At 33.7% G+C, this 14,761-nt stretch carries 13 protein-coding genes; 9 read left to right on the top strand and 4 right to left on the bottom strand.

Going from position 1 to position 14,761, the window contains the following annotated elements; translation table 11 throughout:
- Positions 1–69: 69 nt before the first annotated feature.
- On the top strand, positions 70–1,353 hold the full coding sequence (locus tag ACNQGB_RS06055; RefSeq protein ID WP_417946206.1) for a metal-dependent hydrolase family protein: 1,284 nt from the start codon (positions 70–72) through the stop codon (positions 1,351–1,353).
- Positions 1,354–1,383: 30 nt separating this feature from the next.
- A complete protein-coding gene (locus ACNQGB_RS06050) occupies positions 1,384–2,208 on the top strand; it encodes a thymidylate synthase (RefSeq protein ID WP_417946208.1) in 825 nt (274 codons plus the stop codon).
- A gap of 23 nt (positions 2,209–2,231) precedes the next feature.
- Here ACNQGB_RS06050 and ACNQGB_RS06045 read toward each other — a convergent pair whose 3' ends face one another.
- Positions 2,232–2,528, bottom strand: a complete 297-nt coding sequence (locus tag ACNQGB_RS06045; RefSeq protein WP_417946209.1) for an isoamylase early set domain-containing protein — start codon at positions 2,526–2,528, stop codon at positions 2,232–2,234.
- 236 nt (positions 2,529–2,764) lie between these two features.
- Between ACNQGB_RS06045 and ACNQGB_RS06040 the strand changes: the two genes are divergently transcribed.
- The 4 genes from ACNQGB_RS06040 (at position 2,765) to porT (ending at position 5,635) form a co-directional block, all read left to right on the top strand.
- On the top strand, positions 2,765–3,094 hold the full coding sequence (locus tag ACNQGB_RS06040) for a 2TM domain-containing protein (protein WP_417946211.1): 330 nt from the start codon (positions 2,765–2,767) through the stop codon (positions 3,092–3,094).
- A 16-nt stretch (positions 3,095–3,110) separates the two neighbouring features.
- Positions 3,111–3,593, top strand: coding sequence for a dihydrofolate reductase (locus ACNQGB_RS06035; RefSeq protein ID WP_417946212.1), 483 nt, complete (start codon positions 3,111–3,113; stop codon positions 3,591–3,593).
- Between the two features lie 574 nt (positions 3,594–4,167).
- Positions 4,168–4,899 (top strand): bifunctional demethylmenaquinone methyltransferase/2-methoxy-6-polyprenyl-1,4-benzoquinol methylase UbiE, encoded by a 732-nt coding sequence (gene ubiE / locus ACNQGB_RS06030; RefSeq protein ID WP_309754865.1) that lies wholly within the window; start codon positions 4,168–4,170, stop codon positions 4,897–4,899.
- Positions 4,900–4,921: 22 nt separating this feature from the next.
- On the top strand, positions 4,922–5,635 hold the full coding sequence (porT, locus tag ACNQGB_RS06025; protein WP_417946214.1) for a type IX secretion/gliding motility protein PorT/SprT: 714 nt from the start codon (positions 4,922–4,924) through the stop codon (positions 5,633–5,635).
- A gap of 52 nt (positions 5,636–5,687) precedes the next feature.
- Here the strand turns inward: porT and ACNQGB_RS06020 are convergent, their stop codons facing one another.
- Complete coding sequence (locus tag ACNQGB_RS06020) at positions 5,688–6,413, bottom strand: RNA methyltransferase (protein ID WP_417946216.1); 726 nt, start codon at positions 6,411–6,413, stop codon at positions 5,688–5,690.
- Between the two features lie 37 nt (positions 6,414–6,450).
- On the opposite strand from ACNQGB_RS06020, the gene tamL reads away from it, so the two are divergent.
- The 3 genes from tamL (at position 6,451) to accD (ending at position 11,089) form a co-directional block, all read left to right on the top strand.
- The gene (gene tamL / locus ACNQGB_RS06015; RefSeq protein ID WP_417946217.1) at positions 6,451–9,018 is read left to right on the top strand and encodes a translocation and assembly module lipoprotein TamL; all 2,568 of its coding nucleotides are present in this window, start codon (positions 6,451–6,453) and stop codon (positions 9,016–9,018) included.
- A gap of 61 nt (positions 9,019–9,079) precedes the next feature.
- A complete protein-coding gene (fbaA, locus tag ACNQGB_RS06010; RefSeq protein ID WP_417946218.1) occupies positions 9,080–10,147 on the top strand; it encodes a class II fructose-bisphosphate aldolase in 1,068 nt (355 codons plus the stop codon).
- 87 nt (positions 10,148–10,234) lie between these two features.
- Positions 10,235–11,089, top strand: a complete 855-nt coding sequence (gene accD / locus ACNQGB_RS06005; protein WP_417946220.1) for an acetyl-CoA carboxylase, carboxyltransferase subunit beta — start codon at positions 10,235–10,237, stop codon at positions 11,087–11,089.
- 75 nt (positions 11,090–11,164) lie between these two features.
- On the opposite strand, the gene ACNQGB_RS06000 is transcribed toward accD, so the two are convergent.
- Together ACNQGB_RS06000 and ACNQGB_RS05995 are read right to left on the bottom strand one after the other, a co-directional pair.
- A complete protein-coding gene (locus ACNQGB_RS06000) occupies positions 11,165–13,333 on the bottom strand; it encodes a TonB-dependent receptor plug domain-containing protein (protein ID WP_417946221.1) in 2,169 nt (722 codons plus the stop codon).
- 65 nt (positions 13,334–13,398) lie between these two features.
- Positions 13,399–14,655, bottom strand: coding sequence for an ABC transporter permease (locus ACNQGB_RS05995; RefSeq protein WP_417946223.1), 1,257 nt, complete (start codon positions 14,653–14,655; stop codon positions 13,399–13,401).
- Positions 14,656–14,761 lie beyond the last annotated feature (106 nt).

Raw genomic sequence — 14,761 nt, 5'->3', positions numbered from 1 at the left:
AAAATTAAGATGTAGTGAAAAATGCTGTTTTATCTATTTTTTATTCACATCTGTCATAAAAATTATTCTATGAAAACAAAAATTTTAGGTGTTGTCGCATCCCTATTCATTTCAACAATTGCATTTTCCCAAGATTATTACCTCCACTGCGGAAAAATTCTCAATACTCTTACTGGTAAAGAATTATCCAACCAAACTATAGTTGTTTCTAAAAACAAAATCATAAAAATTCAGGATGGTTTTATTGTTAAAACCAAATCCGAAGACATTGAAATTGATCTTAAAAACAAGTATGTACTCCCAGGCTTAATCGATCTTCATGTGCATATTGAAGGCGAACAAAACACAAAAAGCTATATGTCAAAATATTTGGAAAACGAGGCTGACATCGCTTTTCAGGCAGTTCGTTGTGCCGAAATTACGCTTCTAGCCGGATTCACTACGGTACGTGATTTAGGCGGAACAGGTGTTAATGTCTCCATTAGAAATGCTATTAACAAAGGAATTGTAAAAGGTCCTAGAATCTTTACTGCAGGGAAAGCTATTGCCACTACAGGCGGACATGCTGACCCAACGAACGGAAGCAACCGAAAACTTGTAGGAGATCCTGGCCCACACGAAGGTGTAATTAATTCCCCCGAAGATGCTGTTAAAGCAGTGCGAGAACGATACAAAGAAGGAGCCGATGTAATCAAAATTACAGCTACAGGCGGTGTTTTAAGCGTAGCGAAAAGCGGTAAAAATCCACAATTTTCTTTAGAAGAAATCAAAGCCATTACTACAACTGCCAAAGATTATAACATGTTAACTGCCGCTCACGCACACGGTGATGAAGGAATGCAGCGAGCCATACTTGGCGGCATAAAAACCATTGAGCACGGTACCTTTATGAGTGAAGAGACAATGGAAATGATGAAAAAATACGATGCGTATTTAGTCCCTACGCTTACTGCCGGTAAAGAAGTAGAAAAAAATGCAGAGATTAATGGATTTTATCCTGAAATTGTGGTTCCCAAGGCTAGAGAAGTAGGTCCACAACTAAAAGCTACCTTTACAAAAGCATACCAAAAAGGAGTGAAAATAGCTTTTGGAACAGATGCTGGCGTTTATCCCCACGGCATCAATGCTAAAGAATTTGGCTATATGGTAGATGCTGGAATGCCACAATTAGCAGCCATTCAATCAGCAACAATTACTAATGCGATGTTATTGGGCATTGGCAATGAAGTAGGTCAAATTAAAGAAAATTTTTTGGCAGATATTATTGCAGTAAATGAAAATCCGTTGCTTACCATTTCAACACTTGAGAAAGTTATTTTTGTGATGAAAGACGGAAAAATATATAAAAACTAGATCGATTACCATTTATAGAACTGTAGCACAATGAAGCAATATTTAGACTTAGTACAACACGTTATGGAAAACGGTTGTCAAAAAGGGGATCGTACAGGTACTGGAACAAAAAGCGTATTCGGATATCAGATGCGTTTTAACTTGCAGGATGGTTTTCCTATGGTTACTACTAAAAAATTACACCTAAAATCGATTATATACGAATTACTTTGGTTCCTAAAAGGAGATACCAATATAAAGTATTTACAAGAAAATGGAGTTAAAATTTGGGATGCTTGGGCTGATGCCAATGGCGATTTAGGACCCGTTTATGGCCAGCAATGGCGCAACTGGAACGGTGAAGAGATTGATCAAATCTCAGAATTGATTAAAGAGTTAAAAACCAATCCTAACAGCCGCAGAATGCTGGTTTCGGCATGGAATCCCTCAGTTCTTCCTGACACTACAAAATCATTTGACGATAATGTAGCTAACAATAAAGCCGCTTTACCTCCTTGTCATGCATTCTTTCAGTTTTATGTTTCGGACGGTAAATTATCGTGTCAATTGTACCAGCGAAGTGCTGACATTTTTTTAGGTGTTCCTTTTAATATTGCTTCTTACGCGCTACTCACGATGATGATTGCGCAGGTTTGCGACTTGGAACCAGGGGAATTCATTCACACTTTTGGCGATGCGCATATTTACAACAATCATTTTGAACAACTCGAATTGCAATTGTCCCGTGAGCCAAAACCATTACCAAAAATGATTTTAAATCCAGATATAAAAGATATTTTCGATTTCGATTTCGAAGATTTCACACTTGAAGGTTATGAACCGCATCCTATCATAAAAGGTACTGTAGCTGTTTAAAGAATAAAAAAACGGTGTTTTAGTTATACGACTAAAACACCGTTTTCATTTCCTGCAAATGCATTCCATTTGAAAGAATCTGCGTCAGGCTCATTGACAAATGTGCCATCAATAACGTACTTAAATTCATAAGAAGCGTTTCTATTTACATCAAATACCCCTTTGAACGTACCATTTTTTAATTTATTCAAAGTTCCTTCAGCACTATTCCAGTTATTAAAATCCCCTACAACCGAAGCGTGATTTGCTTCTTTTGCTGCAACTGAAAAAGTAACTTTACATACTGCTTTTGTTTTTACAAACTGTTTTTTGATAGCCATAACTATTTCATTTATAGATTTATATGGCAAAGTAAATAAAAGAAAGTGAAGTTTCAACACCAACTAGAAAATTTAATAAAATGGTGTAAAGTATGTTAATTTATACCTGATTTAATAATTAAAAATAGCTAAATTTACTATTCGGAAATCCGAAAACGTTTTCATTACAAATTATCAACTGGCAAAATAGTGCCTTTCCAAAATATATTTTACCTTTATAAACAAAATTATAATTGATGGAAAAAGAACTACACGAGCAGTACGAATATGCCCGAAGAAGAATAAAACAAAAAAAAGGACTCTATTTCCATTTTGTTGTTTTCGTTTTAGGAAGTTTAATGCTATTTATTGCTAATAAATTTTTCGAAATTGCTGTAGATTCTCATTGGTCTATTTGGATAATTACAATCTGGTTGTTCCTATTTATTCTACATTTTATAAAAATTTTCATAACAGATCGTTTTATGAACAAAAATTGGGAAAGAGAGCAAATAGACCGACTTGTATCGCTACAGCAAAAGAAAATTGATCAATTACAAACGCAGGTTAACAACGATAACCAATAAAAAAAGTAGATTCATAATGATAATAATGATTGCAGCCGTTGCCGAAAATAATGCATTGGGAAAAAACAATGATTTGCTTTGGCATTTACCTAATGATTTCAAAAGGTTCAAAGCACTTACCTCTGGACACCACATTATAATGGGAAGAAAGACATTTGAAAGTTTTCCAAAACCATTACCAAACAGAACACACATTATAATCACCAGAGAAAAAGGATACAAAGCAGAAGGATGTATAATAGTGGATAGTTTAGACCAAGCGCTAGCGGTTTGTCCCAAAGATCAAGACACGTATATCATTGGTGGTGGTGAAATTTATACCTTAGGACTTCCCTATGCTGATAAACTAGACATTACTAGTGTACACCAGTCTTTTGAGGCAGATACTTACTTTCCAGATATCGATTTTAAAATTTGGGAACTTTCTGATTCTGTGTTTAATAGTAAAGACGATCATCATATGTATGATTTTACCTTTCAAACTTTTCTTAGAAAATAAAACAAAAAAACATCCTTTTTACGGGATGTTTTTTTTTACCATTGATTTAAGAGATGACCTACTCTTGAAAGAGTATTTGATAACATAAAATAAAATTTACAAATAGTAGTAAAACTCCAGAAACGAGAATTATTACATTTGATGTTTTCTGAGAATACATCTCAAAAAAGCCTTTAATACCAAATACCACGAAGGTACTAAAGACGAAAAAAATTAAAATTTCCAAAAACAAATTTAATCCTAAGAACGTGTTTGGCGCTTTAACAACAACACTGCCGTTTAAAACAGTATTTTCAAAACAGCTAACAAGAACAAATGAGATAAAAAACGCTAGAATTATCCACTTGATTTGGTTGATCAATTCTCTTTTAATCATTTAATATGGTTATTTTCCTGAATTACAAATTTGTACAATTAAATCCTTTAACGCAATACCCACTTTTAGTGATATTTCAATTGAAATGAAAATTAATAACACAATCTTCTTTTTTTGACTAAAGATAAACTTGTCTCAATTTTTTGAAACTCATTTTAAGTTCATTAAGATTGTATTATATTTGCACAAAATAAAATAATGTCAGAGAAAATAACGCCCTATAAAGATTCAGCCCTCGGTAAAAAAGAACAAGTCGCACAAATGTTTGACACCATTTCTGGAAATTATGACAATCTAAATCGTGTCATTTCTTTTGGTATTGATATCAAATGGCGTAAAAAAGTATTGCATATGGTTGCGAAATCAAATCCAAAGATAATTCTTGATATTGCAACAGGAACAGGTGATTTGGCAATATTGATGGCGCAGACAAAAGCAGAAAAAATTATTGGTTTAGATATTTCTGCTGGTATGCTAGAGGTAGGCGTAAAAAAAATTGCTTCAAAAAACCTTTCTACCACCATCGAAATGATTTTGGGTGATTCTGAAAACATGCCTTTTGAGGACAACTACTTTGACGCAATTACTGTTGCTTTTGGTGTACGTAATTTTGAGACTTTAGAAAAAGGTTTGGCTGAAATCTTGAGAGTTTTGAAACCAAATGGCGTATTTGTAATCCTAGAAACTTCTGTCCCAGACAAAACACCTTACAAACAAGGCTACAATTTTTACAGTAAAAACATACTTCCTATAATTGGTAAGATCTTTTCTAAAGACACTGTTGCCTATGGCTATTTATCAGAGTCTGCTGCTGCGTTTCCATATGGAGAAGCTTTAAACAATATTTTAAGAAAAATTGGGTTTATAGATGTGGTAGCCTTGCCACAAACTTTTGGTGTTGCTACCATTTACTCTGCTTCTAAAAAATAATATTGAAGATTTCAGCATAAACATGAAAAAATTAATTGTCTTACTATTTTTTGCTTTTGTAATAAAAGGATACGCACAAAATTCTAAAAACATTTTTAGCAAAGACCCTATTATTAATTTGGAAAATTTTCAAAAGAAGAGAGTATACTACGGATTTTATCTCGGATTCAACTCCTATGATTTCAAAATTGATTACAAAACAGTAGGACCTGATATTCTCATTAAAAAAACTACCGGATTTAACGTAGGGATCGTAGGTGATTTAAAACTTCAAGAATACATTAATTTACGATTTGAACCTGGCTTGTATTACACAAAAAGAGATTTGTATTATCCTCCAAATCCAGCTTTTACAAAAAATAGTGATGCGCTAAGAGAGGTAAATAGCACTAACATACACTTTCCTTTATTGTTGAAATTCTCCTCTTTGCGTACCGGTAATATTCGTCCGTATGCACTAGGAGGCGTATCTGCAACATTGAATTTATCTAGTAATTCCAAACTAATTGACGACAATCTAGAACAACGATTTCGAGTAAAATCATGGACAACCAATTATGAATTGGGTTTTGGAATTGATCTTTTCTCTGAATACTTCATATTTTCACCATCAATCAGAGGTGTTTTTGGTATGAATGATGAATTAATTAGGGACAAAGACCCAAATAGTCCCTGGACCAGCAATATAGAATCTTTGAAAACTCGTGCTGTGTTCATTAATTTCACGTTCCATTAAAGTCACTTTAAAAGTGTTATTTTCAGACTTTAAATGGCATTAAAAATAAATTTTAGCTCCGACAAAACTCACTCAATACAATGGCAGTTGCCGTAGCGACATTAAGACTTTCCGTTTTTTGAACTGCTCCAAAACGAGGAATCGTAAGTCGGTTTTGTACCAATTTTTCTAATTCAACTGATATTCCATTGGCTTCATTCCCCATAATTAGTATTCCCTCCTGGGGCAAAACCGATTTGTAAATATTATCGCCGTCCATAAAAGTACCAAAAACGGGCAATTTCGACTCAGTAATAAAATGCTCTAAATCAATGTAATTCACATTGACCCTACCGATAGAACCCATAGTAGCTTGGACTACTTTTGGATTATAAATATCTACAGTCTCCTTAGAACATAGAATTTGCTTTATGCCAAACCAATCACACAAACGCAAAATAGTTCCTAAATTTCCTGGATCACGAATAGTATCGAGCGCAAGGATTAATCCAGTTGTTGTAATTGATTCTTCTTGAGGCATCTTAAAAACTCCCAAACAGGTATTTGGGGTTGCTAATGCACTAATTTTTTTTAAATCACTTTCTTGAATAATCGTTTTTTTAAACATTGCCACTTCTTCAAAATCATGCTGGGTCGTATACAAATGTTCTAGTACAAAATTAGAAGATAATAACTCTTGAATCCCTTTTACGCCTTCGGCAAAAAATAATTTATTGGCAATTCTATATTTTTTTTGCTGCAAACTCGTTATAAGCTTTATTTGGTTTTTACTAACCATAAAATAATGTACTTTTGGATTAAATATTCTAGAACACTTGAAAAAAACTTCTACAAAAATAACTGCATTTATTCTAATTGCAATACTAATTTGCGCTTGTAACGCTGTAAAAAGAGTTCCAGAGGGGAAATTGCTGCTTACTAAAAACGAGATTGCCGTAAATGACAAAAAAATTAAGGACGAAACTGTTTTTAATCAACTGTATCAAAAACCAAACAGTACTTTATTAGGCTATCGCTTGCGATTGAATCTGTATAATCTTGCCAATCTAAATCCGGACTCTACGTATCAAGCTAAATTTACAAATAATCCAGAAAAATTTAGAAGAAAATCAAAATGGTTGTCTGAAAAGCAAGTAAACAGACTTGGCAAATCATTCTGGTATTACGGAATTCATGATTTCCTAAAAAAAACTGGAGAACCACCCGTTATTATTGATAATGACAGAGCCAACAAATCCCTTTTGCGCCTCAAATATTATTATTTTAATAATGGCTTTTTTAATGTGGATGCTTCCTATAAAATTGACACGTTGAGTGTCAAAAAAGGAAGAATAAAATATGCTATTACATCTGGAAGTGCCTATTTTTTAGATTCTTTAAAAACTACTATTTTAACACCAGCGTTAGATTCTTTATACGAAACCAGCAAATCTAATACCTTCATAAAATCTGGGAATCAATACAAAACAGAAGATTTTGACAATGAAAAAAATCGCATTAACACTCATTTTAGAAACAACGGTGTTTATTATTTTCAGCCTAATTATGTGACCTTTGACATAGACACCATTAAGAAAGTGAATCAGGCCAATATCAATTTGAGAATTGCAAATTACTCCTACCAACAACAAGATTCGAGCAGAACAGAACCTTTTAAAATTTACAAAATAAGTGATGTAAATATTTATACGGATTATTCTTCAAGCACCAACAACCAAAAAATCACAGATAGTACTACCTATAAAAACTTTAACTTATACAGCCAAGATAAATTAAAATACAAACCAAAAGCTATTACTAATGCGATCTTCATTACCAAAGGCGGCTTGTTTGCAGATTATAAAACGGTACTTACCACCCGTTATTTAAACAATCTCAAAATCTTTAATTACCCATCGATACAATATGAAGTTGATCCAAGAGACTCTACTGCACAATCCTTAATTGCAAAAGTGTATTTGACCCCTCGAAAAAAATATAGTTTCGGTACCAATTTAGATGTTACCCACTCTAACATACAAAATTTTGGTATTGGAGTTAGCGTGTCAGAAACGGTACGAAATATATTTAATGGTGCAGAAACACTAGAATTTGCTGTAAGAGGAAATATTGGATCTTCTAGAAAATTAGCTAATCCTAATAATACTTTCTTTAATGTTTCAGAGTATGGGTTAGATTTAAAACTGAACATTCCTAGGATTTTCATGCCGTTCAGTACTGAAAAAATTATTCCAAAAAGTATGATTCCGTCAACGTTAATCACATTGGGTTTTGCAAAACAACAAAATATTGGTTTAGACAAAGAAAATTTCACTAGTACTTTATCCTACAATTGGACCCCGACTAGAAACTCAACTGCCCGATTTGATTTGTTCAACACACAGTTTGTGCGCAACCTAAACCCGCAGAATTACTTTAATGTATACGGTTCTAGTTATAATGCGTTGAACGAAATTAGCAAAGAATACAATACCAATTCATCCTATTACAACAATAGCATTGACCAAGATTTACTAATTGAAGAAGGAACTGATGGGTTCACTAACGATGTGCTGACAGGCAATGCCAATTTCTTGAAACCACTAGAGCTGGAAGATTTTCAAGCTGTAAAAAGTATTGAGGAACGAAGACTCCGACTTACAGAAAATGACTTCATTTTGGCTACCAGTTTTACTTTTTCAAAAACGACAAAAAAGGATTTAGCAGACAACAATTTTTATCTTTTTAAGACCAAGATAGAATCGGCAGGAACTGTTTTAACAGCTGTTGCATCCACAACCAATCAAAAGAAAAACTCTAATGGAAATTATGAGATTTTCAATTTAGAATATTCTGAATACATCAAAACAGAATTTGATTACATCAAACATTGGGATTTATCCAAAGAAAAAATAGTAGCCTTTAGATCTTTTTTTGGCATAGCAATCCCTTTTGGCAACTCTGATTATGTACCGTTCTCCAGAAGTTATTTTTCGGGCGGATCTAATGACAACAGAGCTTGGCAACCTTATGGTTTAGGACCAGGAAGCAGTGGTGCTTTAGATGATTTTAATGAGGCCAATATGAAAATTGCGATTAGTGCAGAGTTTCGATTTAAGATATTAGGCAGTTTGAAAGGAGCTCTTTTTGCAGATGCAGGAAACATATGGAACGTATTAGATAATGTTGAAGATGAAGAATCTACTTTCACCCAATTCAAAGATTTAAAAGACATTGCCTTGGGAACAGGATTTGGGCTCAGATACGACTTGAGCTTTTTTGTAATACGTTTTGATTTTGGATTTAAAACCTACAATCCTGCTGATGAAATCAACAAAAGATGGTTTAGAGATTACAACTTTGCCAACTCGGTTTTAAATTTTGGAATAAATTATCCCTTCTAATGCTAATTAATTCTTATTTTTGCAAAACTAAAAACTAATAAAAATAACTAAAAAAATCACAATGGCACACAATATAAAACCTGGCGTAGCAACTGGAGATCAAGTTCAAGAAATTTTTAATTATGCTAAAGAAAAAGGATTTGCACTTCCAGCGGTAAATGTTACCGGATCGAACACCGTTAATTGTGTCCTTGAAACTGCAGCAAAATTAAACGCACCAGTTATCATTCAGTTTTCGAATGGTGGAGCACAATTCAACGCTGGAAAAGGACTTTCTAATGCAGGTGAAAAAGCGGCAATCGCAGGAGGAATAGCTGGTGCATTGCACATTCATACTTTGGCGGAAGCCTACGGAGCAACCGTGATTTTACATACTGATCACTGTGCAAAAAAACTATTGCCTTGGATTGATGGATTATTAGACGCTTCAGAAGCACATTTTGCTAAAACTGGAAAACCGTTATATTCATCACACATGATTGATTTATCTGAGGAGCCAATTGAAGAAAACATCGAAATTTGCAAAGGCTATTTAGAGCGAATGAGCAAAATGGGAATGACTCTTGAAATTGAACTAGGGATTACAGGTGGTGAAGAAGATGGTGTAGACAACTCTGATGTTGATAGTTCAAAATTATACACACAACCTGAAGAAGTTGCATACGCATACGAAGAACTTTCTAAAATAAGCCCTCGTTTTACAATTGCAGCCGCTTTTGGAAACGTACACGGAGTATACAAACCAGGAAATGTAAAATTGACACCGAAAATTTTGAAAAACTCTCAAGATTTTGTTCAAAATAAATTCCATACTGGTCACAATCCAGTAGATTTCGTTTTCCATGGTGGATCTGGTTCAACACTTGAAGAAATTAGAGAAGGCATTAGCTACGGAGTTATAAAAATGAATATTGATACCGACTTGCAATTTGCATTTACAGAAGGTATTCGTGATTATATGGTAAAAAATATTGAGTACTTAAAAACTCAAATTGGAAACCCAGAAGGTGCCGATGTTCCTAATAAAAAACATTACGATCCAAGAAAATGGTTGCGTGAAAGCGAAATCACTTTCAATACAAGATTGGAGCAAGCATTTGCAGATTTAAATAACGTAAATACACTTTAAACTATTTTAAATTTTGAGTTATAAATTTTAAATTCTACTATGGAATAATTTATAATTCAAAATTTATAATTTATAATAATTAGGGATATGGCTTGGTTTAAAAGAAAAGAAAAAGGGATTACTACTGCTACCGAAGACAAAATGGACATTCCAAAAGGACTTTGGTACAAATCTCCAACTGGAAAAATTATCGATGCTGATGAACTAGCGCGTAACTTATTTGTAAGTCCCGAAGATGGTTTTCATGTTCGAATTGGAAGTACTGAATATTTTCAAATTTTATTTGACAACAATGAATTTGTTGAACTTGATAAAAACATGACCTCTAAAGATCCTTTGCATTTTGTAGACACAAAAAAATATGCAGATCGATTGAAAGATGTGATGGAAAAAACCAAACTTAAAGATGCTGTCCGCACCGGTGTTGGAAAATCAAAAGGGAAAGAATTGGTGATTTGCTGTATGGATTTTGCTTTTATCGGTGGTTCTATGGGAGCTGTAGTTGGAGAAAAAATCGCAAGAGGAATTGATCACGCAATTAAAAACAACTTGCCTTTTGTGATGATTTCAAAATCAGGTGGCGCCAGAATGATGGAAGCTGCTTATTCTTTAATGCAATTAGCCAAAACATCTGTTAAGTTAGCACAACTTGCCGAGGCAAAACTTCCTTACATCTCATTATGTACAGATCCTACAACTGGAGGTACAACTGCCTCTTACGCGATGCTAGGCGATATTAACATTGCCGAACCAGGTGCGTTAATTGGATTTGCTGGCCCAAGAGTAGTACGAGACACAACCGGTAAAGATTTACCAGAAGGCTTCCAAACTGCTGAGTTTTTACTTGAGCATGGTTTCTTAGACTTTATTACTCCGCGAAAAGAACTAAAAGACAAGATCAACTTGTATATTGATTTAATTCAAAACAACACCATTAGATAAATGCTTATCTTCATAAAATAAAAATTCCTGTTTGCTAATGCAAACAGGAATTTTTATTTTAAGGAATACTCTTTTTTAAAAATTGTATCGAAATCCCCCATATATATTTCTTCCCGGGGCATTAATTCCAGAAGAAAATGTGCGGTATTGGGTGTCTAAAATATTTTCGACACCTACAAATAAGGTAGCATTGTGATACACTTCAACACTAGTTTTTACGTTGTACGTTTCCCAAGCTGGCATTCCGTTAACCGGTGCATATTGCAAATTATCTTCACCACTTGAAGAATAATCGCTTCTTTTTTTCTTACCATTGTACAATAAGTAGGCTTCTATGCTTGCCCTAGAATTCGCATACAGAATACCAATTTTCCCAAAAAAAGGCGCTATATGATCTAATGGAGCTTGTGGTGCACCTTCTTCAATAATTCTACCCAAATTATAATTAAAATTAGCATCGACTTTTACTTTTGATAACACCATCGCACTAAATTTAGTGGACAATCCCGTAATAAAAGCTTTTCCCTTATTTTGATTTGCAAAAACATTACTTAATGTTCCATCATATAAAATCACGCTTTGCCCCTCATATTGAAATGGCGATGTTGCAATAGCATCATACATTCTGGTATAGAAATACGTGTTTTCAAATTTTATTTTTTTAGAATTAGATTGCATAACAATCCCGATATCAGCAGTAACAGTTTTTTCTGGTTTCAATTTTGAATTAGGAACAATAAGCGTTCCTTTTACTGATTCGAAAACTTTGGCTAAGTCGTCAATGTTTGGAACTCTAAATCCGCTAGATACATTTGCCTTTAAAGCAAAATGCTCTGATGTATTTTTAACAATTCCTACAGTACCACTATACGTGAAATTATTCTGTTCTATTTTCGAAAATGGTAATGAAAAAAAAGAATTATCAGCAATAGTACTTTTTAGAGCGGTATTACCAACACGAGCGCCTAAATTCCAGAATGTGTTGTCGGCTATTTTATCATTATAGGAAATATAGATTTCGTTTCGCAACATTGCATTATCTCCATTGGGATATCGTGTGCTGATTGAATTTTTTGAGCCAGTGTTTATATTAGTAGAATAGGCTGAAGAATTCAAGTTTTCATAATACGATTCTAATCCGTAAAACAACTCTCCGCTTTTAAATTTCCTAGCCAAGTCCACCGCAAGAGAATACATTTTTACTTCTTCTTCTCTACTTTGTAAATTATAGTTTCCAAACCTTCTGTTGTGCCTGCTTTCCTTTACATTTTGAAAAGCAGCAGTTAGTTTCAAGTCGCTAGAAATAAAAGCCTTTTCCTTATTCAAAGAATAAATCCCCAATACTCGCTCTTGTGGACCATAATACCATTGCGCATGCCTTAAACCTGTTGAAGGATCCTTTTCAGTCAATCGATCGTAACGAGGAATATCTGTTGATGTAGAAAATTGTAAATTCAAACCATGCTCAAAACCTAAATTTGTTTTATAGCTTAATTTTTGCATGAGATTGTATTGCTTGAATGCTGTGTTTTTTTGAACGTATTTATCTTTATTCGCAACCAACTGATCCAAGCTATTTATTGTCGCAACAAAAAATGGGCGTTCTCCAAAAAAATCTTCCTTGTGATTTTTATTTTTTCCCATTTTTAAATCTCCAAAATCATTAAACGAAACTAGAGTCAAAGCGGCAAATTTTTTGGAAGCATAATTCAAATTTAAAGCAATAGATTGCTCTTGATTAATCGTACTGTAACGCATATTTACAGCTCCTGTCCATTTGTTCTGGACTTCATCTAAAAACTTTGCTTTTTTTGTTGTCATGCTAACGGCACCACCAAGTGCATCACTACCAAATAATGTAGAAGCAGGACCATAAAAAATACCTACATTATCAAGCATACTCTCATCGACCGTAATAACGTTTTGAAGATGTCCAGCTCTAAATATCAAATTATTCAAACGAACACCATCCACTAATAACAAAACCCTACTGGCCTCAAAGCCACGAATAGCGGGACTCCCGCCACCTTGTTGCGAATTTTGAACAAATAATGAGCCTGAATTAGACAAAACATCTGCGGTACTTTGAAAATTTTGAAAATCCATTTGTGCAGCAGAGATTACCACTACTTGAAACGGCAATGAAACTATTGGTACAGGCACTTTGTACGTCAAGACAACATCAGCAAGCTGGGTAGTATCCCTCTGATTTTGTGCGTATCCAAAAAGCGAGAGCACTAACATGCTAAAAAAGATGACTTTTTTTATCAAACTAAAAAAATGAGTAAAAGATGAAAGATCAACTGTTATTACATCCCTGTTCTAATTGCTTCAACAGGGTCTAGTTTTGAAGCAGAAATAGCTGGCAATATTCCCGATATTAATCCAATTATGACTGCTAATCCCGTTCCCAAAATAATATTTGCTGCACTTAAAACAAATTCAAAATCTAAAACATTTGTTAGAATAAATGCAATAATCCAAACCATAAGCAATCCAATTACTCCACCAATAAGACACAAAATAATAGCTTCAAATAAAAACTGGAACAATATAAACCTGTTTTTGGCTCCTAATGACTTCTGAATCCCAATTAAATTAGTACGCTCTTTAACGGAAACAAACATGATATTGGCGATACCAAAACCACCCACAAGAAGTGAAAATCCTGCAATTATCCACCCGACTATATTCATAAAACCTATAGTTTCATCAATCATATCAGTTGCGCCTTTAAGAAAATTGACGAAAAAAGTATCGATCTGTCCTGACTTAATTCCTCTAAAATTTCTGATTTTATATGTAATTTGTGCTTTAAGATTTTCTACATCAATACCTTTACTTGGCTTTATAACAACTATTGGAGTAAATGATCTATTATTATCCCCAAACAATCCTCGTATCCTATTTACCGTAGGATAAATGGTATGATCAGGATTAGAACCAAAGCTTATCATTCTATCCCCTACTTTTTTTAGAGTACCAACCACTTTAAACCGTTGTCCGTACAACCTAACTTCCTTACCTAGCGGAGAAACCCCATCAAAAAGCGACTCTACAATTTCATGACCTATTACAACATTATTACTACCTGAGTTTGATTCTTGCTCACTAAAAAAACGTCCTTCTTTAAAATCTAATTTCTCAATATCAGAGAATTCATAAGTACAAGGAACTACAGCTATTGAACTTACTGTTTTTGATTCATACTTTATAGTTTGTCGTCCAGCATAAAGTTGAAAGCAAACACTTTCAACATCAGTTAAACTATTTTTTAAAAATTTATATTCCTCATAAGTTACATCCGGAAATTGTTCAACCTTCCAATCTGGAACATCTGTGGGTCCAAAACTATATTTAAAAAAGAAAACAGTACTGTTGTCTAAACTACCAATATCTTTTTTTATTTTTCTATCCAAGGAATCAACAGCAGCTAGGACCGCTATAATAGAAAAAATTCCAATCGTAACTCCTAACAAAGAAAGCAAAGTTCTTAACTTATTGTTTCGCAAGGCATTCATAGCAAAACCCAAACTCTCTTTTAACAATCGAAAGTAAACTATCATAAATTATTTTTTATATTAAAGTAAAATTCAATAAATAGGATTCAATATCCTAATGGAAAATGTATTCGTTGCTGACCGAGTCAATTATTATATCTTTACTCAAAAA

The organism is Flavobacterium frigidum (genome assembly GCF_048286795.2).
Note: the sequence above shows the minus strand (reverse complement) of the source record. Positions and strands in the feature narration are given on the sequence as shown.